We start from the raw sequence: 25,802 nt of genomic DNA, 5'->3' as shown, positions 1-25,802 counted from the left end.
ACCCAACTCAGCCCGTCCGGCGCTTGAGGACACCCCGACCGGCAAGGCCGAAAACCCTACGCCGCAGGCAATTCGCGTACGCCCCGCGGATCCGCGTCCGGAACGCACCGGCCCCCATCGACCGTGTAGCTCCACACCGCCCCGCGCTCCACCAACTCCCGCACCGCCGCCGCAAAGCGGTCCAGGTGCTCCACGGGCGTCCCCACTCCGAAGCTGACCCGGATCGCGTTGAGGTTCTGCTCACCCTCGGGCGCGTCCGGGGAGCCACACTCGGTCGGCTGATCGGCCCGCCCGCCCAACAGGTGCCGCACCAGCGGATGAGCGCAGAACAACCCGTCCCGCACCCCGATCCCGTACTCCGCCGACAACACCGCAGCGAACCGCGAACTGTTCCACCCCTCGACCACGAACGAGAGCACCCCCACCCGCGCCGACTCCGGCCCGAACAGCTCCAGCGTCCGCACCGCCGGAATCTGCGCCAACTTCGCCCGAAGGCGCGCCAGCAGCGCCTCCTCGCGCGCGACCAGTGCCGCCGGCCCCGCCTCGGTGATCGCCCGGCACGCGGACGCCAACGCATAGGCACCGATCACGTTCGGCGACCCCGCCTCGTGCCGAGCCGCACCGCCGTGCCACTCCACGTGGTCCCGGCTGACCGTCTTGCTCGCCCCGCCCCCGGCCAGGTACGGCTCGGCCGCGTCCAGCCAGTCGCCCCGCCCCGCCAACACGCCCGAGCCGAACGGCGCGTACAGCTTGTGCGCCGACAGCGCGATCCAGTCCACGTCCAGGTCGGCCACCGACACCGGGTGATGCGGCGCCAGTTGCGCCGCGTCCAGCACGATCCGCGCGCCGTGCCGATGCGCGACCTCGGCCAGCTCGGCGACCGGGAAGAGCTCGCCGGTCACGTTCGAGGCGCCGGTCACGCACACCAGCCGAGGCCCGTCGCCGGACCCGGCGAGTGCGGCCTCCAGCGTCGCGACCGCCTGCTCCGGCGATCCGGGCGCGGCCAGTTGGGTCACCCCCGCGTGCCGCCGCCACGGCAACAGCGCCGCGTGGTGTTCGGTCTCGAAGACGAACACCCGGGTGCCGCGCGGCAGTACGGACGCGAGCAGGTTGAGCGAGTCGGTGGTCCCGCGGGTGAACAGCAGCGTGTCGTCGGCCCGCAGCCCCAGGAAGCTCGCGACCGTGGCCCGGCTCTGCTCGTACAGGTCGGTGGACAGCTGGGACAGGTAACCGGCGCCCCGATGCACGCTGCCGTAATAGGGCAGATACGCGGACACGTCGTCCCACACCCGCTGCAGACACGGCGCACTCGCCCCGTAGTCGAGCGCGGCGTATTCGACCTCCCCGCCGGTCACCAGCGGAACGAGCACGTCCCGCCCGACCACGGGCAGCGGGGCGGCGATGGCGACGTCACAGTCGAGGGCGGCGGTGGAAGCGGTGTCGATGGTCATGGCGAAACTCCTCGGCAGGCACGGAACATCGACGCGGATGTCGATTGATCGACATCGAAACGCACCGGATGATCCGCTGGTGAAATGTGGTCTCGTAAGCCGCGGCAAGGGGCGGCCCGGGGTGACGCGCGAGAACTCAGCGCGTACGGAATAGGGCAATTCGCCCGTTTCGAGAAAGAGATTTCACGCCATCACATGCTCCCCAGGTACAGGACCCCCGGGTCACATGGAGCATCGACTGCCGTCATGCAAGGGGTCCGCGCTTGCCAGGACGCCTTACGACGCCTGACCGTGTCATCACCCGGGGCACCCCACCGCGGAGCGAGGGTTGCCGGACAGCAAGCCGGGGCTTTCCACTGTCACTCGTGACCTGAGCAGAATTATTACCGGATGGAACGTCACGCGCAACGACCACCCCACCGTTCCCACATCCTGGACGGCCCGACCGGCACAACCGGCACGACGGGCCCGACCGGCACGGGCAAGCGCGCAACCAGCCGCAACCGACACACGCGGCACCCCGCCGCGCGGGTCGAGCACGACGGCCCGACCCGCCCGGCGCAAGAGCCCGCTACCCCCGCGCGAACGAACGCGTCGTGGCGACCCACCGATCGAGCGCGGCCTGCGCGGCCCCGGAGTCGATGGCGTCCGCGGCCCGATCGATCCCGGCCGCCAACTGCTGGGTCAGCGACCCTTCACCCGAGCCCAGCGCGGCCAGCGCCGCGGCCGAGTTCAACAGCACCGCATCCCGCACGGCGCCCTTCTCCCCCGCGAGGAGCCTGCGGGCGACCTCCGCATTGAACGCCGCGTCACCACCGCGCAGCGACTCGATCCCATTCAGCGCGATCCCCAGGTCGCGCGGGTCCACCCGGTCCTCGCGCACGTCGCCGTCCCGCACGATCCACACCTGCGACGTGGTGGTGACGGTCAACTCGTCCAGCCCGTCGTCGCCGCGGAACACCAGCGCGGTCGCCCCGCGGTCGGCCAGCACACCGGCCACGATCGGCGCCATCCGCAGGTCCGCGACCCCGATCGCGTGGAACCGCACCCGGGCCGGATTGGTCAACGGCCCGAGGAAGTTGAACGTGGTCGGCACGCCCAACTCACGGCGCGCCTGCGCGGCATGCCGCAGCGACGGGTGGAAGCGCTGCGCGAAGCACAGCGTGATGCCCGCCTCCTCGGCCGTGCGGGCCACCTGCTCCGGGGTCAGATCCAGCACCACGCCGAGCGCTTCGAGCACATCCGCGGCCCCGCTCGCCGAGGAGGCCGCCCGGTTGCCGTGCTTGACCACCGTCTCGCCCGTCCCCGCGACCACGATCGCGGACATCGTCGAGATGTTCACGGTCCGGGCCAGGTCCCCACCGGTGCCGACGATGTCGACGGTACGGCCGGGCACATCGATGGTCGACGCGTGCGCGTACATCGCCTGCACCAGACCCGAGACCTCGTCCACCGTCTCGCCCTTGGCGCGCAGCGCGATCACGAACCCGGCCACCTGCACCGGCGTCGCCTCGCCGGTCATGATGTGGTCCATCGCCCACGCGGTCGCATCGGCAGGCAGGTCGTCGCCCCGCATGAGCGCCGCCAGGAGGTCCCGCCAGGAACGGGCCGCCGGGTTGCCGCCGCTCTTGTTCGTAGAGGTCGAGGCGCCCATGGTCCGCTCCCGCTGTGTCATCGGATAAGTCCGCGACAGCGTACCCACCGCGCCCGTCCCGGCCGGGCGGTCATCCGGGATGCGGTCAGGCCGGCTGGCGTCCCGCGATCCGGCCCCGCATCAGGTCGGCGGCGGCATCCGCGAGCGTGCGCGGGTCCAGCGGGTGGGCGACCACCGCGTCCGCGCGACACCACGTGGCCAGCCACGCGTCCTGCGGCCGGCCGACCAGGGTCAGCACCGGCGGGCAGTTGTAGATCTCGTCCTTGAGCTGACGGCACACGCCCATGCCGCCGGCGGGGGCGGTCTCCCCGTCCAGGATCACCAGATCGATGCCGCCCTTGTCCATCGCCTCGATCACGGCGGGCTCGGTGGCGCATTCCAGGTATTCCACGAACGGCACGTCGACGGCGGGCCTGCGCCCGAGCGCGAGGGTGACCTTCCGACGGGTGTTGCGGTCGTCGCTGTACACGAGGACGGTCATGGTCTCGCCGCGCGTCATGTCCACCTGCCTGTGTCTGGGCTGCGTGTCTTCGGGGCTGCGCATGTTCAGGGCTGCGTATGCAAGTACGGGGCAACACTCGGATCGCCCCGGATGTTAGCGCTTTTCCGCAGCAAAATGTGTGCCTCGTCACGCCCCGGTCCGTCTCGACCGCCCATCGACCGGCGGGCCGGCGCCGCAGGAGCGCCCCGCGCTCACTCGCGCGCGAGCACCTCGTAGCCCTCGGCGTTCCCGCCCAGCCGCTGGGCCAGGCCCGCCATCCGGGTCCGCTCCCGGGCCGGCTCCAGGCCGGTGAGCACCTGCTGACGGGAGATCAGCACCCGCATCGGTCGCTCGTCGGGGGCCGGCGCCACCACCCTCCAGCCGTCCGGCGTCAGAATCCGGGCCGCCTCGTCGGCCGCCGCCAGGTCCGGCAGCGTGAGCACGTGCCTCATCACGAACACACCGGTCTCCACCGCCACTCCGGCCGCCCGCATCTCCGCGACCACCGCCGAATCGGCCCGAGCCGGATCGAAGCACGAACCGACGACGGTGAGCGTGCCGTCGTCGACGAGCACGGGAACAGGCTCCGGTCGCCGGCGGCGGAGGAAACGTTCGAGGATCATGCCGCGACGCTACTCGGCCGCTTCGGCCGACCGCGGTTCGGGACCCGAGGCCACTCGCACAGCCGAGTCGGCGTCCTCCGTTCGGGCAGAGTCACCCGGAAGAGTGCTCTTCGGCACGGATTTTCCGGCGGCTTCGAGGCCCGGTTCCGCACCGCCGCCGGCCTCGGCCGCCTCGCGCGCCAGTCGCTCCTCGCGCGCCTTGCGGCCCGCCTCGATCAGTTCGAGCCGGTCCAGCCGGCGGTCCTCCCGGACGGCCTCGCGCTCCGATGCCCGAGCCCACTGCACGAACAGCACCAGGAAGACCAACAGTCCGATGATGTCGCCGCTGCCCCACAGGATTCCGCCCGCGGTGCCCTGGTCCGAGAGCGGACTCGCGCCCCAGTCCCGACCGAGGTCGTTGTACCAGTCACCGGCCAGGACATTGGACGAGCTCATGATCGCGATGCCCAGCCACGCGTGGAACGGCAGCGTCGCGAACACCGCGAGCAAGCGCATCGGATGACTCGCCCGCGGCATCGGATCCAGACCCAGCAGTGGCCAGAACCACATGCAGCCGATGATCACGAAGTGCACGTGATTCATGTCGTGCATGAAGGTGTTTCGCAAGGTCAGCTCGTACCAGGGGGTGAAGTACAGGGCGAACGGATTGAGCACGAAGAGGAAACCGGCGAACGCCGGGAAGGTGACCACCTTCGCGTATCTGCTGTGCAGCAGGGCGTTGAGTCGATTGCGCCACTTGGCCGGCAGCGTGCGCAGAGCGAGTGTGATCGGTGCGCCGAGCGCCAGGAAGATCGGCGTGATCATCGCCAGCACCATGTGTTGCACCATGTGCACGCTCAGCAACACGGTGTCGTACGCGGCCAGCGCGGACTCGGTCGCCAGCAGGAACGTGCCCAGCCCCAGACCCAGGAAGGAAAAGCTCCGCCACCGCGACCACGAGTCGCCGCGGGCCCTGAGCTTGTGCACCCCGTACAGATAGAGGCCGCCGAAGAGCATCGCGACCAGAATCGGGATCGGCTCGAACACCCACCCGGTCAGGAGCCGAATGGGGGTCAGTTCCGGCGGTACGTTCCCAGGGGTCGCGTGTGCCAGAAACATCCCGGCATCGCCTGTAGAGCCACTCACGGAACCAGAGCCTAACCCCGACACGTTCTACAAGGGTTACCCCCCGAAGTGTGGGCAGATCCGGCGACCGCAATAATGGCCGCCGTGGCGACAGCAACTTCACTAGAAACCGGGCCCCCCTCACACGGGACACACGGGACACTCAACCGTCCCAACTTGGTCAGCATCGGCACGATCGTCTGGTTGGCGTCCGAGCTGATGTTCTTCGCGGCTCTGTTCGCGATGTATTTCACGATCCGCTCCGTCACCGGGGCGGACGCTTGGCGTGAGCACGCCGGTGAGCTGAACATCCCGTTCTCGACGGGCAACACGACGATCCTCGTGCTGTCCTCGCTCACCTGCCAGCTCGGCGTCTTCGCGGCCGAACGCGGTGACGTCAAGAAGCTCAGAATGTGGTTCGTCATCACCTTCGTGATGGGCGCCGTCTTCGTCGGCGGCCAGGTGATGGAGTACACCGCCCTGGTCAAGGACGGAACGACGCTTTCGTCGTCGGCTTACGGTTCGGTCTTCTACCTGACCACCGGCTTCCACGGCATGCACGTGACAGGTGGCCTGATCGCCTTCCTGTTGGTCCTCGGACGCACCTATGCGGCCCGACGGTTCACACACGAGCAGGCCACGGCCGCAATCGTCGTCTCGTACTACTGGCACTTCGTCGACGTGGTCTGGATCGGTCTGTTCTTCACGATCTACGTCATCAGGTAGACGTCCCGACACTCACTACGCAGACGACATTGGACCGGGGTTTTCCGTGAAAAAGCTCTCCGCGCGGCGACGCCACCCCTTGGCGGCGATCGTCGTACTCATCTTCGCGCTCGCGGCTACCGGGGGGCTGTACGCCGCGTTCGCGCCTGCCAAGAAGGCGGAGGCCGACGACTCCGCCTCCATCGCGGTCGAGGCGGGCAAGAAGCTCTACCTGAGCGGATGTTCGACGTGCCATGGGCTCGACGCCCAGGGTTCCACCGACGGTCCCTCCCTGATCGGCGTCGGCGCGGCCGCCGTCGACTTCCAGGTGTCGACGGGTCGAATGCCGCTTCAGCAGCCCGGCGCGCAGGCGCCGCGCAAGCCCGAGGTCTACACCCCGGCGCAGATCCAACAGCTGTCCGCGTACGTGGCCTCCCTCGGCGTCGGGCCCAAGATCCCGACGGCGAACATGTACGCGCCCGACGGCGACATCGTCAACGGCGCCGAGCTGTTCCGCACGAACTGCTCGCAGTGCCACAACTTCTCCGGTGAGGGCGGCGCCCTGACCGAGGGCAAGTACGCCCCGCCGCTGAAGGACGTGGACCCGAAGCACATCTACGAGGCCATGCTCTCCGGCCCGCAGAACATGCCTTCGTTCCCGGACAGCACGATGCCCGAGCAGCAGAAGAAGGACATCGTCACGTACGTCCACGAGACGACCAAGAAGGAGCCGAACCCCGGCGGCCTGGGTCTCGGCCGCCTCGGCCCGGTCTCCGAAGGCCTGTTCGGCTGGATCATCGCGCTCGGTCTGCTCATCGGATGCGCGATCTGGATTGCCGCCCGGACCCCCAAGGCCAGGACCAAATGAGTAGCCAGGACAAGTCTGAAGTGCCTGAAGAGCACCTGCCCGAGGTACACACCTCGGCACATGTTCCGGCGGAAGGCGACCCGTTCGCCGACCCCGGCCTGCCGGCTCACGAGCCGCGCGTCACCGACATCGACGAGAAGGCCGCCAAGCGCGCCGAACGTCAGGTCGCGTTCCTGTTCGTGATCTCGATGTTGTCCACGATCGGTTTCATCTGGGCGTACGTCGGCATCGACAAGCACCGCATCATCGACATCTTCTTCTTCGGGAAGATCGGTGCCCAGAACCTCGCGCTCGGCGGCTTCCTCGGCCTCGCGCTGTTCTGCATCGGCGCCGGCGCGATCCACTGGGCGCGCACGCTGATGACGGACGAGGAGATCGTCCAGGAGCGGCACGAGCTGGCCTCGGACCCCGAGGTCCGCGAGTACGCGATCCGCGAGTTCGCCCAGGGTGCCGCGGACTCGGTGATCGGTCGCCGGCCGCTGATCCGGCGCACGATGATCGGCGCGATGGCCCTGGTGCCACTGTCCGGCGTGGTGCTGCTGCGCGACCTCGGTCCGATGCCGGGCACCAAGCTGCGGCACACCGAGTGGAAGCCGGGCGTGGAGCTCATCAACGAGGCGACCGGCCTGCCGATCAAGCCGGACGACATCGTCAAGGGCTCGCTGACCATGGTGCTGCCCGACGGCCTGGTCGAGAAGTACGGCCCGGCCGGCGAGAAGGAGGAACTCTCGCACGGCTGGTTGGAGAAGGCGGGCATGTCCGCGGTCCTGGTCGTCCGGCTGGAGCCGGAGGACATCAAGTCCAAGAAGGAACTGGACTGGAGTCACGAGGGCATCGTGGCGTACTCGAAGATCTGCACCCACGTGGGTTGCCCGATCGGCCTGTACGAGCAGCAGACGCACCACCTGCTGTGTCCGTGTCACCAGTCCACCTTCGACCTGGCGGACGACGGCAAGGTCGTGTTCGGCCCGGCCGCGCGCTCGCTGCCGCAGCTGAAGATCCATGTGAACGAGGCGGGTAACCTCGCCGCGACACAGGACTTCGCCGAACCGGTCGGCGCGAGCTTCTGGGAGCGTGGCTGATGTCGAGCGAACAACCCAAGGGCGGGGCGAACAAGAGCACCCCGATTCCCGACAACGCGGCCGTTCGCGCGGCCGACGCGCTGGACGGCCGGCTGGGCATCTACGGCGCGGCGAAGAAGAACCTGCGCAAGGTCTTTCCGGACCACTGGTCCTTCATGCTCGGTGAAGTGGCGCTGTACAGCTTCATCATCCTGCTGCTGACCGGTGTCTTCCTGACGCTGTTCTTCAAGCCGAGCATGCAGGAGGTCGTCTACGACGGCTCCTACGTACCGCTCCAGGGCATCCACATGTCCCAGGCGTACGCGTCGACGCTGGACATCAGCTTCGACATCCGCGGTGGCCTGGCGATGCGTCAGATCCACCACTGGGCCGCGCTGATCTTCGTCTCGTCGCTGTTCGTGCACATGTTCCGGATCTTCTTCACCGGAGCGTTCCGCAAGCCGCGCGAGATGAACTGGCTGTTCGGCTTCCTGCTGCTGGTGCTGGCCATGGTGAACGGCTTCACCGGCTACTCGCTCCCGGACGACCTGCTCTCCGGTACCGGTCTGCGGATCGCCGAGGGTGTGGTCCTGGCCATCCCGCTGGTCGGCACGTACCTGCAGTTCTTCCTGTTCGGCGGGGAGTTCCCGGGCGAGGACATCGTGCCCCGCCTGTTCACGATCCACGTGCTGCTGGTCCCGGCGATCATGGTCGGTCTGGTCACCGTGCACCTGATCCTGGTCTTCTACCAGAAGCACACCCAGTTCCCCGGCCCGGGCAAGACCGAGAAGAACGTCGTCGGCCTGCCGCTGCTGCCGGTCTACGCGGCCAAGGCCGGTGGCTTCTTCTTCATCGTGTTCGGCATCACCGCCGCCCTCGGCGGCATGGTGCAGATCAACCCGATCTGGGCCTACGGTCCCTACAACCCGGGTCAGATCACCGCGGGTTCCCAACCGGACTGGTACATCGGGTTCCTCGAAGGTTCCCTGCGCATCATGCCGAACTGGGAATGGAACATCTGGGGCCACACGCTCAGCTTCAACGTGCTGATCCCGTCCCTGATCGTGCCGGGCGTGCTGTTCACGTTCCTCGCGATGTACCCGTGGGTCGAAGGCTGGATCACCGGTGACAAGCGTGAGCACCACCTGCTGGACCGCCCGCGCAACATGCCGGTCCGCACCGGCCTGGGCGTCGCCTGGATCGTGGCCTACGGCGTGCTGTGGGTCTGCGGTGGCAACGACATCATCGCGACGCACTTCCACCTGTCGATCAACACGATCACCTGGGTCGGCCGCTTCGCGTTCTTCATCGCGCCCGTGCTGGCCTACCTGGCCACGGTGCGGATCTGCAAGGGTCTGCAGCGGCGCGACCGGGACAAGGTCCTGCACGGTCGCGAGACCGGCGTGATCAAGAAGCTCCCGCACGGCGAGTTCATCGAGATCCACGAACCGCTGGACGCCGGGGTGCGACACACCCTCACCGCCCACGAGCAGCCGAAGCCGTACGAGCTGGAGCCGGCCGAGGACGAGAACGGCGTGGCCCGCAAGGTCACGCGTGCGCAGAAGCTGCGTTCGAGGATGTCGCACTGGTACTTCGCCGAGCCGATCGAGAAGCCGACGGCCGAGGAGTACAAGGAACTGACCAGCGGACACGGTCACCACTGACGCGACCGGGGCCGGGCTGCTGACGCCACATCGGCACGACCCGTAGGACGCGCAGGAACGACGAAGGGCCCCACCGGATCTTCCCCCGGTGGGGCCCTTCGCGTTGCGCCCCGCAGACGGCCGTACAGCGCTTTTGCGTCGGCGGCGGCCGGCGGTCTCAGAGCGGCCGGGCGGTGGACGGGCCGGCCGCGCTGTGGGTCAGCCACTGCGCCCAGTCCAGATTCCACTCGCCGTAGCCGTTGCCGATCGGCTCCATGGTCTTGGAATCCCCCGTGTTCACCACGGTGACCACGTCGCCGACCTTGACCTGGTCGTAGAACCACTTGGCGTTCTGGTCGCTCATCCCGACGCAGCCGTGGCTCACGTTCTCGCTGCCCTGCGCGCCCACCGACCACGGCGCGGCGTGCAGGAATTCGCCGCTCCAGGTGACCCGGGTGGCCCACGAGACGTCCAGCCGGTAGCCGTCGCTGCTGTCCGCCGAGATGCCCACGGTGGTGCCGTCCATCAGCACGTGCGGAGCCTTGCCGAGCACCACCTTGGTGCCCGAGCGGGTGGTGAAGCCGGGCTTGCCGGTGGTCACCGGCACGGTCTTGATGTCGGTGCCGTTGCGCCTGACCGTCATCGTGTGCGCCGCGGCATCCACGGTCGCGACCACGGAGTCGCCGACCTCGAAGCCGACCGCCGCGCCCGGGCCGCCGAACACGCCGTTGCCGAAGTCGACGCCGAGCAGGCTGGTGGTGACCGAGACCCTGGTGCCCACCGGCCAGTAGTCCCTGGGCCGATAGCGCACGGTCTTGTCGTCCACCCAGCCCCAGGCACCCTCGACCGGCGTGGAGGCGGACACCTGGAGTCGCTTCTCCACCTCGGCGCGCTGCGCGGCATCGGTGACCGGCTTCTGCAGCGTGACGGAGATCGGCATGCCGACGCCCACCGTGCTGTCGGCTTCCGGCAACACCGAGTCCACCCGCCGCTCGGCGTCCGGCGCGAGCGTGGTGAACGTCTCGGTGCGGGTCGCGGTCAGCCCGAACGCGTCGACCGCCAGCGCGGTCAACCGGTAGGTGGTGCTGTACGCCAGCGGTTCGGAGTTCGACCACGACGCGTCACCGGCCGCGTTGCCGCCGGCCACCGGCTTCCCGTCGGGGCCGGTCAGGCTCACCGCGTACAGCCGCCCCTCGCTCGCGGTGACGGTGATCGGCCTGCCCGGCTGCGCGGGTCGGTCCGGGCGCACGTCCACCGTGAGCCGGGCCACGCTTTCGGCGGGCCGCTCGATCTCGGCGCCCCGCTGCTTCTCCCAGGTCCCGCATCCGGTGACGAAGGCGAGCGGCAGCGCCGGTGTGAGCGCCCAACAGATCCAGCGGAGGCGAACAGTCCTGTCCCGATTCACTCTCGACCTCCAGCCGTGCTCAACGAACGCGGTCTGCCCGTGCTCGTCGAGCACGGGCGGCGCGGAGTTGTTGCATCGAGAGTGGCCGGGAGCATCCCGCTTTATTCATACAAACGCACAAACCGCCCGATCGCGTGATGCCGACCACCGGTCGGATCGCGCGATCGGGCGGTTCGCCCTACCGTGTGAAACTTCGTGCGGGGAACCTCGTGCGGGAACCTCTTGCCTGGAGCCTCAGCCGGCCGGAGTGCCGGTCGCCCCGGCGGCCAGCGCGCTGCCCTTGACCCAGGTCGCCCAGTCGACGTTCCAGCCGCCGAGTCCGTTGCCGGGCTTGACGGTCTTGTCGGTGCTGTTGACCACCTCGACCGGGTCACCCTGGGTGACCAGATCGAAGAAGGTCTTGGCGTTCGAGGCGCTCAGCCCGATGCAGCCGTGGCTGTCGTTCTGCCGACCGAACTTGCCCTCGTTCCAGGGCGCGCCGTGCGCATACGTGCCGGACGCGGTCAGGTGCACCGCGTGGCGGACGTTCTTCATGTTGTAGGCGGTGCCCAGGCCGACGGTCTCGGAGTCCATCGTGATGCCGTCCACCTTGTCCAGGACGACCATCGTGCCGCCCCAGGTCGGGTAGTTGGGGCCGCCGGCCGAGATCGGCAGGTCCTCGACCTGGGCCCCGTCCTTGGTGACCACCATGTGCTTGGACTTGAGGTCGGCGGTGGCCACCATCGAGCGGCCGATGGTGAACTTGATGTCCTTGGTCTGCTTGCCGTAGACGCCCGGCGCCGCCTTCGCGCCGGTCAGGTTCGCCTTGAGGTTGACCTTCGTGCCACTCGCCCAGTACTTCTCCGGGCGGTAGTCGATCCGGTCGCTGCCGTCGAGGTCCTTGAGCCAGGACCAGGAGCCCTGCACCGCGGGCTCGGAGACCACCTTGAGGTTGCGCTCGATCGCGGCCTTGTCCTTGATCGGCTCGTTGAACTTGAGCGAGATGATCGCGCCGACACCCCACGTGCTGTCCGGCTCGATGTTGAAGTCGGCCACGAACGTGTCGTCGGCGGCCTTGGTGTTGAACTTGCTCTGCGCGGTGACCTCGGCGCCGTCGGCGTTCGCGGCCTTGGCCGCCACCGTGTAGGCACCGCCGTTGGCCAGCGGTGCGGCCGGCTTCCAGCCGATGCCGTCCGGGCTGATCTGCCCGTCCACCGTCTTGCCCTTGGCGTCGGTGACCACGACCGAGGTGAGCTTGCCGCCGGTCGCGTCGACCTTGAGGACGCCGTCCGTCTCCACGCTCTTGCTGCCGTCGGCGGGCGTGATCGCGATGGTGGCGGGTGCGGCCGCCGCCTTCTTGTTCGGACCACTGCCGGCACCGCCGGAGTTGCCTCCGGAGCCCCCAGGGCCGGTCTTGCCGCCGTCGGACGAGCAGCCTGCGATGAATATGAGCGGCGCCACCATGAGTCCCGCGAAGAGGCGTATGCCGCCGCCCGCTGCCCCCGTGCGCGATGCTCCGTGTATCCGGGGCACGCGTGTTCCTCCCTCGTCCTGGAACTCCCTTGCGTCCATTTGACGCACCGACCCCCGGTCCGGGTTGCCACAACCGGCGAACGGTCACACACCGGTGACAAACGAGGGTCGTCGAGGAGTCCTCTGTAGATATCACACAAGGCCGACCACCCATTCGGGTGATCGGCCTTGTGGCGAAACCGTATTGCGAAGGTTGCGAATCGGTAGCGCTAGTAGCGCTGGTCCGCACCCCGGTAGAACTCGAAGACCCAGCCCCAGACGCCGATCGCGACGATCGGCGCGGCGAACATCGCCAGCCACCAGCCGAAGATGACGCCCAGGAACAGCAGGGCCGAACCGACCCCCAGCATCAGCGGCTGCCAGCTGTGCGGGGCGAAGAAGCCCAGCTCGCCGGCGTCGTCGGCGATCTCGCCCTCTTCGTTGTCCTGCGCGAGCAGGTCCATCCGACGCGCGGTGAAGATCAGGTAGAACCCGATCATCAGCGACAGACCGAAGGTCAGCGCCAGCGCGGTGGTGCCGGTCGGGTCCTCGGAAAGCACCCAGTAGATGATCGTCACCGGCAGCAGGAACACGGCCAGGACGGCGAACAGGACACCGTTGAACTTCACTTCTCGGCTCCCTTCGCCAGCTCGGGCGATGCCTCGGAACGCTCGTCGGTGAGGTACTCCAGCGCGGCGATCTCCGGGTGGTGGAGGTCGAACGCGGGGGCCTCGGAACGGATCCGCGGAATGCTCGTGAAGTTGTGCCGAGGCGGCGGGCAGGAGGTCGCCCACTCCAGCGAACGGCCGTAGCCCCACGGGTCGTCCACGGTGATCTTCTTGCCGTACTTGTGCGTCTTCCAGATGTTGTAGAAGAACGGCAGGATCGACAGACCCAGCAGGAACGAGCCCAGGGTCGAGATCGTGTTCAGCGTGGTGAAGCCTTCCGAGTCCAGGTAGTCCGCGTACCGGCGGGCCATGCCCTCGGCACCCAGCCAGTGCTGCACCAGGAACGTGGTGTGGAAGCCGATGAACAGCGTCCAGAAGGTGATCTTGCCCAGCCGCTCGTCGAGCATCTTGCCGGTGAACTTGGGCCACCAGAAGTGGAAGCCCGCGAACATCGCGAACACCACGGTGCCGAACACCACGTAGTGGAAGTGCGCCACCACGAAGTAGGTGTCGGAGACGTGGAAGTCCAGCGGCGGCGAGGCCAGGATGACGCCGGTGAGGCCACCGAACGCGAAGGTCACCAGGAAGCCGACGGTCCACAACATCGGTGTCTCGAAGGACAACGAGCCGCGCCACATGGTGCCGATCCAGTTGAAGAACTTCACGCCGGTCGGTACGGCGATCAGGAACGTCATGAAGGAGAAGAACGGCAACATGACCGCGCCGGTCGGGAACATGTGGTGCGCCCACACGGTGACCGACAGGCCCGCGATCGAGATGGTCGCGGCGATCAGGCTCTTGTAACCGAACATCGGCTTGCGCGAGAAGACCGGGATGATCTCCGACACGATGCCGAAGAACGGCAACGCGATGATGTACACCTCGGGATGGCCGAAGAACCAGAACAGGTGCTGCCACAGGATCGGTCCGCCGTTGGCCGGATCGAAGATGTGCGTACCGAACTTGCGGTCCGCCTCCAGCGCGAACAGCGCCGCGGCCAGGACCGGGAACGCCATCAGGACCAGGACCGAGGTCAGCAGCACGTTCCAGCAGAAGATCGACATCCGGAACATGGTCAGACCGGGCGCGCGCATGCAGATGATCGTGGTGATGAAGTTGACGGCGCCGAGGATGGTGCCGAAGCCCGACATCGCCAGACCCATGATCCACATGTCGCCGCCGATGCCCGGCGAGCGGACCGAGTCGGACAGCGGCGCGTACGCGAACCAGCCGAAGTCGGCGGCACCCTGGGGGGTGATGAAGCCGGCCACCGCGATGATCGAGCCGAACAGGTAGAGCCAGTAGGCGAACATGTTCAGGCGCGGGAACGCGACGTCGGGCGCGCCGATCTGCAGCGGCATGATCCAGTTCGTGAAGCCCGCGAACAGCGGCGTCGCGAACATCAGCAGCATGATCGTGCCGTGCATCGTGAACGACTGGTTGAACTGCTCGTTCGACATGAACTGCGTACCGGGGCGGGCCAGCTCCGCGCGCATGAGCAGCGCGAGCACACCACCGATGCAGAAGAAGACGAAGGAGGTGATCAGGTACATCGACCCGATCGTCTTGTGGTCCGTGGTCGTCATCCACTTGATGACGATGTTCCCGGGCTCCTTGCGGCGGACCGGCGGGGGCCCGTCCGGGGCCACGGTCTGTGGCTCACTGAGGATTGTCACTCGTCACTTCTTCCCGTGCGCTTCAACGGGGGCCGGCTCGTTGATCTTGCTGCGCAGCTCGCCGGTCTGGCCCTTCGCGGCCAGCTCCTTCAGGTGCTGGACGTATTCGGCCTTGTCCACGATCTTCACGTTGAAGAGCATGCGCGAGTGGTCCACACCGCACAGTTCGGCGCACTTGCCGCCGTACGTGCCCTTCTTCGTCGGGACGACCTCGAACTTGTTCGTTCGGCCCGGGATGATGTCCTTCTTGTACAGGAAGTTCGGGACCCAGAACGAGTGGATGACGTCCGGCGAGGTCAGGTCGAACCGGACGGACTCCTTCACGGGCAGGTAGAGCGTCGGCGGCTTGCCGGGCGTGCCCTGCTCGTAGACGTCGACCGTGCCGTCGGCCGGGTCGCCCTTGTAGTTGAAGGACCAGCTCCACTGCACGCCGACCACGTTGATCACGTTGTCGGGGTTCTTGGAGAGTTCTTCGAGCTTGGTCTCGTCACGCGCGGTGAAGTAGAAGAAGACCGCGATCATGATGCCGGGGATGACCGTGTACAGAACCTCGATGGGGAGGTTGTACCGCGTCTGCGGCGGGATCTCGATCTTGGTGCGCGACCGGCGGTGGAACGCGACGCTCCACAGGATGAGCCCCCACACCACGGCCCCGACGATCAGCGCTGCAATCCAGGCGCCCTGCCAGAGCGACAGGACTCGCGGACCCTGCTCGGTGACAGGGTTGGGCAGGCCGAGTCTCGGCAGGTCCTTGGAATCAACGGAGCAGCCGGTGGCGGTCGCAATGACGAGGCCCAGAGCCAGCAGCTGCGGCACCCTGCGCCGCATCCAGCGCCGCGGCGAGCGGTCGGAGCCGTAGGGACTCACGTAGCGCCTTCCCGAATGTCTCGCCCGCGCGCGAGTCAAGGTGGGGAACTTTTCTTCCCTGGCGACCCGTTGCGCGGACAGGTATGGATGTTTCTGCGGGCCAAACCCTACTCCAGCCCTATTCGGGTCGCGCGCGGAGGTCTGGTGTGGCGGGCCGGGTAGATGTACCGGTGCGTCCGTTCGGGCGAACGGCCCGAACGAGCCCGGGATTCCGGTATTGGCTACCGTCCGACCCATGGCGTATTTCGACGCGGCCTCCACCGAACCACTGCACCCGGCTGCGAAAGCGGCCTTCCTGAGCACCCTCGACGAAGGCTGGGCCGATCCGGCACGCGGCTATTACGACGGTCGACGAGCCCGAATGCTGCTCGACGCCGCGCGGGAGACCGTGGCTTCCGTGGTGGGCGCCCGATCCGATGAAGTGTCATTCACCACATCCGGGACACAGGCGGTCCAGTTGGGCATGCTCGGCGTGCTCGCCGGCCGCCGCCGGGTGGGCACGCATCTGGTCGTCGGCGCGGTCGAACACTCTTGTGTACTGCACACCGCGGATGCCCACGCGGCTCGTTCGGAGCAGCGCGGAACGGTCGCGGAAATCACCCGGACGGGGGTGGACCGTACGGGCCGACTCGACCTGTCGGCGTTCGCCTCGGCACTTCGTTCGGATACCGCACTCGCGTGCGTGCAAAGCGCCAACCACGAGGTCGGCACGGTGCAGCCGATCGCCGAGGTGGTGACGGCGTGTCAGGAGGCGGGCGTGCCCCTGCTCGTGGACGCCGCGCAGTCGGTGGGCCGGATGTCGGTGCCGGACGGCTGGTCGGTGTTGACCGCGAGTGCGCACAAGTGGGGCGGTCCGGCGGGGGTCGGCCTGCTCGTGGTGCGCAAGGGCACCCGCTACGCGTCGGCGCTGCCCTACGACGAGCGCGAGGCGCGTCGGGTGCCCGGCTTCGAGAACGTGCCGGCGATCGTCGCGGCGGCGGTCGCGCTGGGCGCGGTGAGCACCGAGTCGGCCGACGAGGATCGGCGGTTGTCCGCGCTGGTCGATCGCATCCGCACCCGCGTTCGGGAGACCGTGCCCGATGTCGAGGTGGTCGGCGATCCGCTCCACCGACTCCCGCACATCGTCACGTTCTCCTGTCTGTACGTCGACGGCGAGGCCCTGTTGACCGAGTTGGACAAGGCGGGCTTCGCGGTGTCGTCGGGTTCCTCGTGCACGTCCTCGACACTGACCCCCAGCCATGTCCTGGAGGCGATGGGCGTGTTGTCCCACGGCAACATCCGCGTGTCGCTGCCGCGGGGCACGGCCGAGGCCGAGGTGGACCGCTTCCTGGCCCTCCTCCCGGGCCTGGTCGCCCGGCTCCGCGCGGTGGTCGCGCACACCCCCGCGTCCACGCCGACGGCGACCGAGACCGGCGTGATCGTCGACGCCCTCGGCCGCCGCTGCCCGATCCCGGTGATCGAATTGGCCAAACGCATCCTCGACGTCGAGGACGGCACGCTGGTCACAGTGCTCTCCGACGACGAAGCCTCGGCCCTCGACATCCCCGCATGGTGCGACATGACCGGCCACGAATTCATCCGCACCGACCCCCACCCCCGGGGCCACGCCTACGTGGTCCGCCGCCGAACCTGACCCCCGACCGCCGTCCGGACCAAGCCCACCCAGCCCACCCGGCACCCGGCACCCGAGCCAAGCAGCCCAGCCGGCACTAGCGACCACCCAGCCCGGCCGGCACTCGCGACCACCCAGCCCGGCCGGCGCTTGAGCCACTCAGCCCGGCCGGCGCTTGAGGCCACTCAGCCCGGCCGGCGCTTGAGGCCAAGCAGCCCCGCCGGCGCATGAGGCCACCCAGCCCCGCCGGCGCTTGAGGCGAACCAGCCCGGCCGGCGCATGAGGCCACCCAGCCCCGCCGGCGCTTGAGGCGAACCAGCCCGGCCGGCGCATGAGGCCACCCAGCCCCGCCGGCGCTTGAGGCGAACCAGCCCGGCCGGCGCATGAGGCCACCCAGCCCCGCCGGCGCTTGAGGCGAACCAGCCCGGCCGGCGCATGAGGCCACCCAGCCCCGCCCGGCGAAGCCACCGGCGGCCCGAGGTCAGGTCGGGATGTGCGCCGCAACCTCGGAGGCCGCCTCGTCCCCGTACGCGCGCGCAAACCGCCCCAGGAACGAGGTCCGCCGCAGCGAATACTCTTGCGTCCCGACCGTCTCGATGACCAGCGTCGCCAGCATGTTGCCGACCTGCGCCGACCGCTCCAGCGACAGCCCCCACGAGATCCCGGACAGGAATCCGGCCCGGAACCCGTCGCCCACACCCGTCGGATCGACCTTGGCGTCCTCCGCGGGGCACGGCACGACGATGGCCTCCGCGCCCTCCTGCTCGACCTTGACCCCGCTCGGGCCCAGCGTGGTGACCCGCACGCCGACCTTCTTCAGGATGTCCGCCTCGGACCAGCCGGTCTTCTGCACGATCAGCGCGCTCTCGTACTCGTTGGTGAGCAGATACGCGGCGCCGTCGATGAGCCGACGGATGTCCTCGCCCTCCATCCGGGCGAGCTGTTGCGAGGGGTCGGCCGCGAACGGGTAGCCGCGATCGCGGCACTCGTCGCTGTGCCGCAACATCGCCTCGGGGTCGTTCGCACCGATCACGACCAGGTCCAGGCCGCCGATCCGGTCGGCCACCGGCCGCAGTTCGATCTCGCGGGCCTCGCTCATCGCGCCGGTATAGAAGGACGCGATCTGGTTGTGCTCCTCGTCCGTCGTGCAGACGAACCGAGCGGTGTGGTGGGTCGGCGAGATGTGCACGGACTCGGTGTCCACGTGGTGCCGATCCAACCACGAGCGATAGTCGACGAAGTCCGCCCCGGCGGCGCCGACCAGGATCGGCGACAGCCCCAGGCACCCCATCCCGAAGCAGATGTTCGGCGCGACACCGCCACGCCGGATGTCCAGCTTGTCGACGAGGAATGACAACGAGACCACGTGCAGCTTGTCCGAGACGAGCTGGTCGGAGAACCGACCGGGGAATGTCATGAGGTGGTCGGTGGCGATCGACCCGGTCACGGCAATGCGCATGGCGCGTGTCTCCTATGTGGAGGACGGGGAGAGGGGCGTACGGGAGGTACGAGAAGGGGAAAACTCGCACACGTTATCCCACCTCGGTCGCGTCCCCCTCGAAAACTACCGGTCGGTAGACCGTGCCGTCACGCTCCGTGCGACTTACGCTGAAGATCCCCGGTACAAGGAGTCGTGAAATGTCCCCGATGCCCGTGATGCCGTCCCAGGCCGAGCCCGAGACGCTCGAAGACCTGCGCGGTGACTGCCGTCACATCGACGCGTCGTGGACCACCCCTGGCCCGGAGCGCATGCCCACCAAGGCCGCGCCCGCCGGTTCGCACGCCCCCGCCACCGACGTTCCCGCGCACGGCGCGACGCTGGTGGCCGGCATGTCCGAATACGGCGACTGACCACCGCCCGGGGGAACCGAGCCGGCTCGACCCGCGTCGAATCGTCATGCGTACCCACGGTGAGCACGACGAAGGAATTCGACCCGAACCCACCGCACGCCGGCGGCCGTTGGTCGTCGGGCTCGCGATCGTCGCGGTGCTCGGCATCGGCGGCGGCACCTGGGCGGTGCTCGGCGACGACGGGTCGTCCCGTGGCGAGACCGCCGACCCGGCCGGCTCCGCGGCGACCGGGCCTGCCGCACCCTCCGCCGACCCCGCGCAGGGCCGACCGAGTGCACCCGCCTCCGCCAACGGCGCGGGCCCGGACACCTCGACGTCGTCCCCGAACCTGTCGCCGGGCACCCCGCACACCTATTACCCGGCCCAGCAGAACACCCGGTTCAGCCGCTACACGGTGGCCCCGGACGGCCGCACGCTGACCGCTTGGCTGTGGGGCGGTCAGTGCGAGACCAACCGCCTCCTGGTCGCGAGCGAGTCGGCGACGCAGGTCGCCATCCGTGTGGAGGTCACCCGCACCGGCGACGTGTGCACGGAAATGGCCGTGGAGAACAAAGCTGACGTGACGCTTCCCACACCCCTGGGCACCCGCACGCTCGTCGACGCCGAGACCGGCGCCCGCATCACACCGGGCGGCAACCCCTTCTCGGCCGGCTGAGATCGGCCGACACCGGCCGACCGAGCCCGCGCACGACGACGCCGCGCCGACCCTTTCGGGTCGACGCGGCGGCGGGGTTCAGCGGGGTGCGAGGCGGCGAATCAGTGGAACGAGTCGCCACACGCGCAGGAGCCGGCCGCGTTCGGGTTGTCGATCGTGAAGCCCTGCTTCTCGATGGTGTCCACGAAGTCGATCGTGGCGCCGCTCAGATACGGCGAGCTCATCCGGTCCGTGACGACCGAGACACCGTTGAAGTCGGCCACGACGTCGCCGTCGAGCGAACGCTCGTCGAAGAACAGCTGGTACCGCATGCCGGAACAACCGCCGGGCTGGACGGCCACGCGCAGCGCGAGATCGTCGCGACCCTCTTGCTCCAGCAGAGTCTTGACCTTGGCCGCCGCCTCATCGCTGAGGAGGATGCCACCGGTCTTGGTGGTCTCGTCCTGGACAGTCATCTGCAAGCTCCCACGTGGTGGTTCGTCAGTCGTACGCCACTTCCACCCTCGGCAACCGACGGTGGCTCGGCCCTATTCCCACATCATGCTTCGGGCCCTCGCGTTTTACTCATGGTCGCACACCCCCACTCTCGTCAGCCTGACACGAACAGGATAGGATTATTAGTGTCAATTAGACGAGAAGAGGTGCGCGCCGTGACCGCGACACACGATCTGGACCTGCCGCCCGGGGTGCAGCCGACGCCGCTCGCGCTGCTGATGCTCGGGCGCGCCGCCGACCCGCGCAGCGAACGGGGCGTCGAGTGTCCCGGCGACCTGCCCTCGCCCTCCGACCCGGACCTGGTGGCCCGGGCCCGGGCGGCGAAGGAGCGGCTCGGCGACAAGGTGTTCATCCTGGGGCACCACTACCAGCGCGACGAGGTGATCGAATTCGCCGACGTGACCGGCGACTCCTTCAAGCTCGCGCGCGAGGCGGCGGCCCGTCCGGACGCGCCGTACATCGTCTTCTGCGGTGTGCACTTCATGGCCGAGAGCGCCGACATCCTGACCTCCGACGAGCAGCAGGTGATCCTGCCGGACCTGGCCGCGGGCTGCTCGATGGCCGACATGGCCACCTCGGAGCAGGTCGAGGAGTGCTGGGACGTGCTCGCCGACGCGGGCATCGCCGACGTCACCGTGCCGGTGTCGTACATGAACTCGTCCGCCGACATCAAGGCGTTCACCGGCCGCAACGGCGGCACGATATGCACGTCCTCCAATGCCAAGCGGGCCCTGGACTGGGCCTTCGAGCAGGGCGAGAAGGTGCTTTTCCTGCCCGACCAGCACCTGGGCCGCAACACCGCGGTGCTGGAGATGGGGCTGAGCCTGGACGACTGCGTGCTGTACAACCCGCACAAGCCGGGCGGCGGCCTCACCCGTGAGCAGCTGCGCGCGGCGAAGATGATCCTGTGGCGCGGACACTGCTCGGTGCACGGGCGGTTCGACCTGAGCTCCGTCGAGGAGGTGCGCGCCCGGATCCCCGGGGTCAATGTGCTCGTGCACCCGGAGTGCCGGCACGAGGTGGTCACCGCGGCCGACTACGTCGGCTCGACCGAATACATCATCAACACGCTGGACGCGGCCGAGCCGGGTTCGGCGTGGGCGATCGGCACCGAGCTCAACCTGGTCCGCCGGGTGGCCGCGGCGCATCCCGACAAGCAGGTCGTCTTCCTGGACAAGACGGTGTGCTTCTGCTCGACCATGAACCGGATCGACCTGCCGCACCTGGTGTGGACGCTGGAGTCGCTGGTCGAGGGCAACGTGGTCAACCGGATCCGGGTGGACGCGGAGACCGAGAAGTTCGCCAAGGTCGCGCTCGACCGCATGCTGGCCCTGCCGTAGACGCCGGCCGGCGCCGCCGTGACGCGTGAGCGGGCGGTGTGCCCCGGGAAGCTTCCCGGGGCACACCGCCCACACGCAGCACGGAGGAGCGGTCGTCGCGTCAGCCCGGGATCAGGCCGTCCGCGCTCAGCATCTTCCTGACCTCGTCCACATGTGCGTCCTCGGCCGGCAACAGCAGGTCGGAGGGCACGATCTCGTCATCCGGCACCGCGGTGCCGACCTCGCGGACCTTGGACAGGAGCGCAGTCAACGCCGCGCGGAAGGCGGCGTCGTCGCCACTCTCCAGCGCGACCTGAAGCTCGTCGTCGAACCGGTTGAGCACATCCAGGTGCTCCGCCGCGACGTCGAGCTGGCCCTCACCCACGATCCGCACGATCATGTGCCGTCTCCCTGCTTGTCGAAACGCGGCCGGGGCTGTCCGGGGCCGATCGCCGGCGGCGGGGTGCCACCGGAGAGCTCGGCCTTCATCCGCTCCAGCTCCAGTTCCACGTCCGACGTGCTGGACAAACGCTCCAGCTCCGCGGTGATGTCGTCCTTCGCCATCCCGGTCGGGTCGTCGAGCGCACCGGAGGCGAGCAGCTCGTCGATCGCGCCCGCCCGGGCCTGCATCTGCGCGGTCTTGTCCTCGGCCCGCTGGATCGCGAGCCCGACGTCGCCCATCTCCTCGGAGATGCCGGCGACCGCGCCGCCGATCCGCGCCTGGGCCTCGGCGGCCGTGTAGGTCGCCTTGATCGTCTCCTTGCGGGTACGGAACGCGTCCACCTTGGCCTGCAGTCGCTGCGAGGCCAGGACGAGCTTCTCCTCCTCCGCCTGGAGGTTCTGGTGTTGGGTACCGAGGTCCGAGATCTGCTGCTGCACACCCGAGCGGCGCATGAGCGCCTCGCGGGCCAGATCCTCGCGACCGAGCGCCAGCGCCTTGCGGCCCTGGTCCTCGAGCTTGCCCGACTGCTGCTGCAGACCGGTCATCTGCAATTCGAGCCGCTTGCGGGAGGTCGCCACATCGGCCACGCCCCGGCGCACCTTCTGCAACAGCTCAAGTTGCTTCTGGTACGAGTAGTCGAGCATCTCGCGTGGATCCTCGGCCTTGTCGAGGGCCTTGTTGGCCTTCGCACGGAAGATCATCGCCATTCGCTTCATTACACCGCTCATGGGCCTCGCGTGCCCCCTTCGTAGGCAACCCGTGCTGCTCCCTGAAGCCTAAATGCCCAAGCGACCTTGTGGCAGCAGGGCTTTGCCTCACTTGACGTGTTCCCGCCCGTGAGAGTTCCGCATCCATCTCGGACCGGATCCGGGGAGCCTTGAAATGTCGGCCGGCTCCAACACGTAGGCTTTGAGCGTGTTCCGACGACGTTCCCACGCAGAGCCCGAGACCGCCGAGCAGTCCCTGGAGCGTCTCCAGGGTTCGCAGGCCGTCCGGGACCCCCAGGCCCCGAAGGGCCGGCCCACGCCCAAGCGCAGCGACGCCCAGGCCAACCGCAGGACCAAGGTGTCCGTCGCCAAGGACCCCAAGCAGGCGCGCAAGCAGGCGCGGATGCGGATGCGCGAGGAGCGCGAGGCGCAGCGCCAGGCGCTGCTGACCGGCGACGAGCGGGCGCTGCCGGCTCGGGATCGGGGACCGCTGCGCCGGTTCGCCCGCGACTACGTCGACGCGCGCTACACGGTCGGCGAGTTCTTCCTGCCCTCGGCCGTGATCATCCTGATCCTGAGCATCCTGCCCAGCCTCGCGGTGAAGAACTTCTCGCTCTTCCTGTGGATCGCGGTGATCCTGCTGATCATCCTCGACTCCATCCGGGTCAACCTGGGCTTGAAGAAGGCCCTGCGGGCGAAGTTCCCCAAGGAGAACCTCAAGGGCGTCACGCCCTACGCACTGATGCGCAGTCTCCAGCTCCGTCGGCTGCGGCTGCCCAAGCCGCAGGTCAAACGAGGCGAGAAGGTCACATGACCACGATCACCGGGCTGACCGGCGACCTGCACACCCAGGTCCGTCGCGAATTGGTGGCCCGCCAGTTGGCCGAACACATGACGCGACTGCGCGACCGGGGGCCGCTGCGGGTCCTGGACGTCGGCTGCGGACCGGCCTCGCCCGGCATACTGCTCGCCCGCGCCGGACACGTCGTCACGTCGGTGAACACCGACACCGACGTGCTCACCCAGTTGCACGAGGACCTGGTCCACGAGGGCGCCGACGTCCAGGGCCGGATGCGCCTGGTCGAGGGTGACGGCGCCGAGGCCGGTCGGCACTTCCCGCCGGGCAGCTTCGACCTGGCCATCTGCCACGACGTGCTGGAGGCCCAGCCCGAACCGGACGGCATGCTCGCCGCGCTGGCCCGGATGATGACCCAGGGCGGTCTGATCTCGGTCACCTCGCGCAATGCCGGCTCGTTGGCGATGCGCGCGGGCGCCGCGGCCCAGTGGACCGCGACGCTCAAGGGCCTGTCCGCGACCACGTACCCCAACCCGGCCGGCGGCACGTTGCGGGCGGACACCGTCGAGGGCCTGTGCACGGTGCTCGCGGACCTGGGCGCGCCGGTGCTGGACTGGTACGGAGTGGGCGTCTTCAGCGGTCTCCAGCCGGACGACGCCGAGCCGCCGCGCGGCCAGAAGGCCTGGACGAACCTGCTCGCCTGCGAGGAGGACGCGTCGCGCCGCGACCCGTATCGGTCGATCGCGCCGATCCTGCACCTGGTCGGCGAGAAGACCGTGCGCTGAGCAACGGTCCTCGCCGGTGACGGTGCCCCGGGCCGACCGGTGGCGCCCGGGATCGGTGGGAGTGTTGTGGGCGGTGGTGCCGCAGTGGCCGCGTGGGGGCCCGACATAGGGTGTTCGCATGGAATTCCGACACCTCGGCCGCAGCGGTCTCGAAATCAGCGAGATCGCCTACGGCAACTGGCTCACCCACGGCTCCCAGGTGGAAGAGGACGCGGCGCTCGCCTGTGTGCGGGCCGCGCTCGACTGCGGGATCACCACGTTCGACACCGCCGACGTGTACGCGGAGACGCGCGCGGAATCGGTGCTGGGACGGGCACTGAAGGGCGAGCGCCGCGAGGGCCTGGAGATCTTCACCAAGGTCTACTGGCCCACCGGCCCCGGTCGCAACGACCGGGGTCTGTCGCGCAAGCACATCCTGGAGTCGATCGACGGTTCGCTGTCCCGACTCGGCACCGACTACGTCGACCTCTACCAGGCGCACCGCTTCGACTACGCGACGCCGCTGGAAGAGACCATGTCGGCCTTCGCCGACGTGGTCCGCTCGGGCAAGGCGCTGTACATCGGCGTCTCCGAGTGGAACGCCGAGCAGATTCGCGCGGGCGCCGAACTCGCCCGCGAGCTGCGGGTGCCGCTGATCTCCAACCAGCCGCAGTACTCGATGTTGTGGCGGGTGATCGAGGCCGAGGTGGTGCCGACCTCCGAGGAGCTGGGACTGGGCCAGATCGTCTGGTCGCCGATCGCGCAGGGCGTGCTCACCGGCAAGTACCTGCCGGGCCGACCGCCGCCGGCCGGATCGCGCGCCACCGACGACAAGGGCGGCCAGGACTTCGTGTCCCGGATGCTCACCGACGACGTGCTCACCCGGGTGCAGCAGTTGCGCCCGCTGGCCGACGAGGCCGGGCTCTCGCTCGCCCAGCTCGCCGTCGCATGGGTGCTGCAGAACCCGAACGTGTCCGCGGCGATCATCGGCGCGTCCCGGCCGGAGCAGGTGCACGAGAACGTCAAGGCGGCCGGCGTCACGCTCGACGAGGGGCTGCTGACCAAGATCGACGTGATCCTGGACCCGGTGGTCAGCCGGGACCCGGCGCTCACCCTGAGCCCGACGACGCGCCCGTAGCGCTCGCTCGGGATGACGAGAGGCGCGGCCTTCGCCGGACCCGGCCCGGCCGCGCCTCTCGCCCGCTCGGTCGCGGGAGGGGTCAGCCCTCGGCGGCGCGCAGGCTCATGTGCTCGTACACCACGGCATCGTCCTCCAGCAGGCTCACCTGTTCGATGCCGGCCGCGAGCAGGTCCTTCCAGGTCTCGCCGAGCCAGCTCTCCGCGTCCGACTGGTTCGTGAAGTCCTCCGCCTGCGGTCCGTCGACCGGGGCACCGTCCGCGTCCTCATACCGCCACACCCACGACATGTCGGGCTCCTCACCTCGGGATCTCGGACCGTCAAAA

The 25,802-nt window shown here is 68.7% G+C and carries 26 protein-coding genes and 1 riboswitch; of the genes, 11 read left to right on the top strand and 15 right to left on the bottom strand.

Annotated elements, in window-relative coordinates; translation table 11 throughout:
* Positions 1-56: 56 nt before the first annotated feature.
* The 5 genes from ACZOOI_RS21275 to ACZOOI_RS21255 all read right to left on the bottom strand — a co-directional run bounded on the left by ACZOOI_RS21275 (position 57) and on the right by ACZOOI_RS21255 (position 5,334).
* Positions 57-1,451 (bottom strand): aminotransferase class V-fold PLP-dependent enzyme, encoded by a 1,395-nt coding sequence (locus ACZOOI_RS21275; RefSeq protein ID WP_465277326.1) that lies wholly within the window; start codon positions 1,449-1,451, stop codon positions 57-59.
* 254 nt (positions 1,452-1,705) lie between these two features.
* A riboswitch (SAM riboswitch) is annotated at positions 1,706-1,822 on the bottom strand.
* A gap of 200 nt (positions 1,823-2,022) precedes the next feature.
* Entirely contained in the window at positions 2,023-3,105 is a 1,083-nt protein-coding gene (gene trpD, locus ACZOOI_RS21270; protein WP_396005735.1) for an anthranilate phosphoribosyltransferase, read from the bottom strand.
* Positions 3,106-3,190: 85 nt separating this feature from the next.
* A complete protein-coding gene (locus ACZOOI_RS21265; protein WP_465281249.1) occupies positions 3,191-3,604 on the bottom strand; it encodes a response regulator in 414 nt (137 codons plus the stop codon).
* A 194-nt stretch (positions 3,605-3,798) separates the two neighbouring features.
* Positions 3,799-4,209, bottom strand: a complete 411-nt coding sequence (locus ACZOOI_RS21260; RefSeq protein WP_465277325.1) for a hypothetical protein — start codon at positions 4,207-4,209, stop codon at positions 3,799-3,801.
* 9 nt (positions 4,210-4,218) lie between these two features.
* Positions 4,219-5,334, bottom strand: coding sequence for a cytochrome c oxidase assembly protein (locus ACZOOI_RS21255; protein WP_465277324.1), 1,116 nt, complete (start codon positions 5,332-5,334; stop codon positions 4,219-4,221).
* A 75-nt stretch (positions 5,335-5,409) separates the two neighbouring features.
* Between ACZOOI_RS21255 and ctaE the strand changes: the two genes are divergently transcribed.
* The 4 genes from ctaE to qcrB are packed head-to-tail and all read left to right on the top strand — an operon-like array spanning position 5,410 to position 9,611.
* Positions 5,410-6,039: an aa3-type cytochrome oxidase subunit III gene (gene ctaE, locus ACZOOI_RS21250; protein ID WP_391582692.1), complete on the top strand. Its 630-nt coding sequence runs from the start codon at positions 5,410-5,412 to the stop codon at positions 6,037-6,039.
* Between the two features lie 46 nt (positions 6,040-6,085).
* The gene (qcrC, locus tag ACZOOI_RS21245) at positions 6,086-6,886 is read left to right on the top strand and encodes a cytochrome bc1 complex diheme cytochrome c subunit (protein WP_355542237.1); all 801 of its coding nucleotides are present in this window, start codon (positions 6,086-6,088) and stop codon (positions 6,884-6,886) included.
* Positions 6,883-7,968, top strand: coding sequence for a cytochrome bc1 complex Rieske iron-sulfur subunit (gene qcrA, locus ACZOOI_RS21240; RefSeq protein WP_465277323.1), 1,086 nt, complete (start codon positions 6,883-6,885; stop codon positions 7,966-7,968). The genes qcrC and qcrA overlap by 4 nt, the downstream gene beginning before the upstream one ends.
* Positions 7,968-9,611: a cytochrome bc1 complex cytochrome b subunit gene (gene qcrB / locus ACZOOI_RS21235; RefSeq protein ID WP_465277322.1), complete on the top strand. Its 1,644-nt coding sequence runs from the start codon at positions 7,968-7,970 to the stop codon at positions 9,609-9,611. The genes qcrA and qcrB overlap by 1 nt, the downstream gene beginning before the upstream one ends.
* 157 nt (positions 9,612-9,768) lie before the next feature.
* Here qcrB and ACZOOI_RS21230 read toward each other — a convergent pair whose 3' ends face one another.
* The 5 genes from ACZOOI_RS21230 to ctaC all read right to left on the bottom strand — a co-directional run bounded on the left by ACZOOI_RS21230 (position 9,769) and on the right by ctaC (position 15,697).
* Positions 9,769-10,995 (bottom strand): L,D-transpeptidase, encoded by a 1,227-nt coding sequence (locus tag ACZOOI_RS21230; RefSeq protein ID WP_465277321.1) that lies wholly within the window; start codon positions 10,993-10,995, stop codon positions 9,769-9,771.
* A 234-nt stretch (positions 10,996-11,229) separates the two neighbouring features.
* The gene (locus tag ACZOOI_RS21225) at positions 11,230-12,507 is read right to left on the bottom strand and encodes a L,D-transpeptidase (protein WP_465277320.1); all 1,278 of its coding nucleotides are present in this window, start codon (positions 12,505-12,507) and stop codon (positions 11,230-11,232) included.
* A gap of 209 nt (positions 12,508-12,716) precedes the next feature.
* Entirely contained in the window at positions 12,717-13,115 is a 399-nt protein-coding gene (locus tag ACZOOI_RS21220; protein ID WP_465277319.1) for a cytochrome c oxidase subunit 4, read from the bottom strand.
* Positions 13,112-14,830, bottom strand: a complete 1,719-nt coding sequence (gene ctaD, locus ACZOOI_RS21215; RefSeq protein WP_465277318.1) for an aa3-type cytochrome oxidase subunit I — start codon at positions 14,828-14,830, stop codon at positions 13,112-13,114. Before ctaD ends, ACZOOI_RS21220 begins: the two co-directional genes overlap by 4 nt.
* Before the next feature lie 3 nt (positions 14,831-14,833).
* Positions 14,834-15,697, bottom strand: a complete 864-nt coding sequence (ctaC, locus tag ACZOOI_RS21210; protein ID WP_360304925.1) for an aa3-type cytochrome oxidase subunit II — start codon at positions 15,695-15,697, stop codon at positions 14,834-14,836.
* Positions 15,698-15,932: 235 nt separating this feature from the next.
* Between ctaC and ACZOOI_RS21205 the strand changes: the two genes are divergently transcribed.
* On the top strand, positions 15,933-17,330 hold the full coding sequence (locus ACZOOI_RS21205; RefSeq protein ID WP_465277317.1) for an aminotransferase class V-fold PLP-dependent enzyme: 1,398 nt from the start codon (positions 15,933-15,935) through the stop codon (positions 17,328-17,330).
* 460 nt (positions 17,331-17,790) lie between these two features.
* Here the strand turns inward: ACZOOI_RS21205 and ACZOOI_RS21200 are convergent, their stop codons facing one another.
* Positions 17,791-18,768 (bottom strand): carbohydrate kinase family protein, encoded by a 978-nt coding sequence (locus tag ACZOOI_RS21200; protein ID WP_465277316.1) that lies wholly within the window; start codon positions 18,766-18,768, stop codon positions 17,791-17,793.
* 179 nt (positions 18,769-18,947) lie between these two features.
* Here ACZOOI_RS21200 and ACZOOI_RS21195 point away from each other — a divergent pair, with 179 nt between their 5' ends.
* Together ACZOOI_RS21195 and ACZOOI_RS21190 are read left to right on the top strand one after the other, a co-directional pair.
* Positions 18,948-19,160 (top strand): hypothetical protein, encoded by a 213-nt coding sequence (locus ACZOOI_RS21195; RefSeq protein ID WP_465277315.1) that lies wholly within the window; start codon positions 18,948-18,950, stop codon positions 19,158-19,160.
* Between the two features lie 46 nt (positions 19,161-19,206).
* Complete coding sequence (locus tag ACZOOI_RS21190; protein ID WP_465277314.1) at positions 19,207-19,815, top strand: hypothetical protein; 609 nt, start codon at positions 19,207-19,209, stop codon at positions 19,813-19,815.
* A 101-nt stretch (positions 19,816-19,916) separates the two neighbouring features.
* Here ACZOOI_RS21190 and ACZOOI_RS21185 read toward each other — a convergent pair whose 3' ends face one another.
* Positions 19,917-20,270 (bottom strand): HesB/IscA family protein, encoded by a 354-nt coding sequence (locus ACZOOI_RS21185; RefSeq protein ID WP_020553010.1) that lies wholly within the window; start codon positions 20,268-20,270, stop codon positions 19,917-19,919.
* A gap of 195 nt (positions 20,271-20,465) precedes the next feature.
* On the opposite strand from ACZOOI_RS21185, the gene nadA reads away from it, so the two are divergent.
* The gene (nadA, locus tag ACZOOI_RS21180) at positions 20,466-21,650 is read left to right on the top strand and encodes a quinolinate synthase NadA (protein WP_465277313.1); all 1,185 of its coding nucleotides are present in this window, start codon (positions 20,466-20,468) and stop codon (positions 21,648-21,650) included.
* Between the two features lie 100 nt (positions 21,651-21,750).
* On the opposite strand, the gene pspAA is transcribed toward nadA, so the two are convergent.
* Positions 21,751-22,029, bottom strand: coding sequence for a PspA-associated protein PspAA (gene pspAA / locus ACZOOI_RS21175; protein WP_465277312.1), 279 nt, complete (start codon positions 22,027-22,029; stop codon positions 21,751-21,753).
* Entirely contained in the window at positions 22,026-22,799 is a 774-nt protein-coding gene (locus ACZOOI_RS21170; protein WP_079026675.1) for a PspA/IM30 family protein, read from the bottom strand. The genes pspAA and ACZOOI_RS21170 overlap by 4 nt, the downstream gene beginning before the upstream one ends.
* Positions 22,800-22,986: 187 nt before the next feature.
* Here ACZOOI_RS21170 and ACZOOI_RS21165 point away from each other — a divergent pair, with 187 nt between their 5' ends.
* The 3 genes from ACZOOI_RS21165 (at position 22,987) to ACZOOI_RS21155 (ending at position 25,476) form a co-directional block, all read left to right on the top strand.
* Positions 22,987-23,592: a DUF3043 domain-containing protein gene (locus ACZOOI_RS21165; protein WP_465277311.1), complete on the top strand. Its 606-nt coding sequence runs from the start codon at positions 22,987-22,989 to the stop codon at positions 23,590-23,592.
* Entirely contained in the window at positions 23,589-24,359 is a 771-nt protein-coding gene (locus tag ACZOOI_RS21160; protein WP_465277310.1) for a class I SAM-dependent methyltransferase, read from the top strand. Before ACZOOI_RS21165 ends, ACZOOI_RS21160 begins: the two co-directional genes overlap by 4 nt.
* A gap of 118 nt (positions 24,360-24,477) precedes the next feature.
* Positions 24,478-25,476, top strand: coding sequence for an aldo/keto reductase family protein (locus ACZOOI_RS21155; protein WP_391582706.1), 999 nt, complete (start codon positions 24,478-24,480; stop codon positions 25,474-25,476).
* Positions 25,477-25,558: 82 nt separating this feature from the next.
* Here ACZOOI_RS21155 and ACZOOI_RS21150 read toward each other — a convergent pair whose 3' ends face one another.
* On the bottom strand, positions 25,559-25,765 hold the full coding sequence (locus tag ACZOOI_RS21150; protein ID WP_355542286.1) for a hypothetical protein: 207 nt from the start codon (positions 25,763-25,765) through the stop codon (positions 25,559-25,561).
* Between the last annotated feature and the right edge of the window lie 37 nt (positions 25,766-25,802).

The organism is Embleya sp. L77 (genome assembly GCF_055557415.1).
This window is presented reverse-complemented; position numbering and strand designations above follow the sequence as displayed.

Bases quoted from the DNA above. Each gene is read 5' to 3' on its own strand.
- ACZOOI_RS21185 (WP_020553010.1), bottom strand. From the start codon at position 20,270: ATGACTGTCCAGGACGAGACCACCAAGACCGGTGGCATCCTCCTCAGC.
- ctaE (WP_391582692.1), top strand. From the start codon at position 5,410: ATGGCCGCCGTGGCGACAGCAACTTCACTAGAAACCGGGCCCCCCTCA.
- ACZOOI_RS21170 (WP_079026675.1), bottom strand. From the start codon at position 22,799: ATGAGCGGTGTAATGAAGCGAATGGCGATGATCTTCCGTGCGAAGGCC.
- ACZOOI_RS21205 (WP_465277317.1), top strand. From the start codon at position 15,933: ATGGCGTATTTCGACGCGGCCTCCACCGAACCACTGCACCCGGCTGCG.
- ACZOOI_RS21160 (WP_465277310.1), top strand. From the start codon at position 23,589: ATGACCACGATCACCGGGCTGACCGGCGACCTGCACACCCAGGTCCGT.
- ACZOOI_RS21275 (WP_465277326.1), bottom strand. From the start codon at position 1,451: ATGACCATCGACACCGCTTCCACCGCCGCCCTCGACTGTGACGTCGCC.
- ACZOOI_RS21190 (WP_465277314.1), top strand. From the start codon at position 19,207: ATGCGTACCCACGGTGAGCACGACGAAGGAATTCGACCCGAACCCACC.
- qcrA (WP_465277323.1), top strand. From the start codon at position 6,883: ATGAGTAGCCAGGACAAGTCTGAAGTGCCTGAAGAGCACCTGCCCGAG.
- ACZOOI_RS21200 (WP_465277316.1), bottom strand. From the start codon at position 18,768: ATGCGCATTGCCGTGACCGGGTCGATCGCCACCGACCACCTCATGACA.
- qcrB (WP_465277322.1), top strand. From the start codon at position 7,968: ATGTCGAGCGAACAACCCAAGGGCGGGGCGAACAAGAGCACCCCGATT.
- pspAA (WP_465277312.1), bottom strand. From the start codon at position 22,029: ATGATCGTGCGGATCGTGGGTGAGGGCCAGCTCGACGTCGCGGCGGAG.
- ACZOOI_RS21155 (WP_391582706.1), top strand. From the start codon at position 24,478: ATGGAATTCCGACACCTCGGCCGCAGCGGTCTCGAAATCAGCGAGATC.
- ACZOOI_RS21265 (WP_465281249.1), bottom strand. From the start codon at position 3,604: ATGACGCGCGGCGAGACCATGACCGTCCTCGTGTACAGCGACGACCGC.
- ACZOOI_RS21195 (WP_465277315.1), top strand. From the start codon at position 18,948: ATGTCCCCGATGCCCGTGATGCCGTCCCAGGCCGAGCCCGAGACGCTC.
- ACZOOI_RS21150 (WP_355542286.1), bottom strand. From the start codon at position 25,765: ATGTCGTGGGTGTGGCGGTATGAGGACGCGGACGGTGCCCCGGTCGAC.
- ACZOOI_RS21260 (WP_465277325.1), bottom strand. From the start codon at position 4,209: ATGATCCTCGAACGTTTCCTCCGCCGCCGGCGACCGGAGCCTGTTCCC.
- trpD (WP_396005735.1), bottom strand. From the start codon at position 3,105: ATGGGCGCCTCGACCTCTACGAACAAGAGCGGCGGCAACCCGGCGGCC.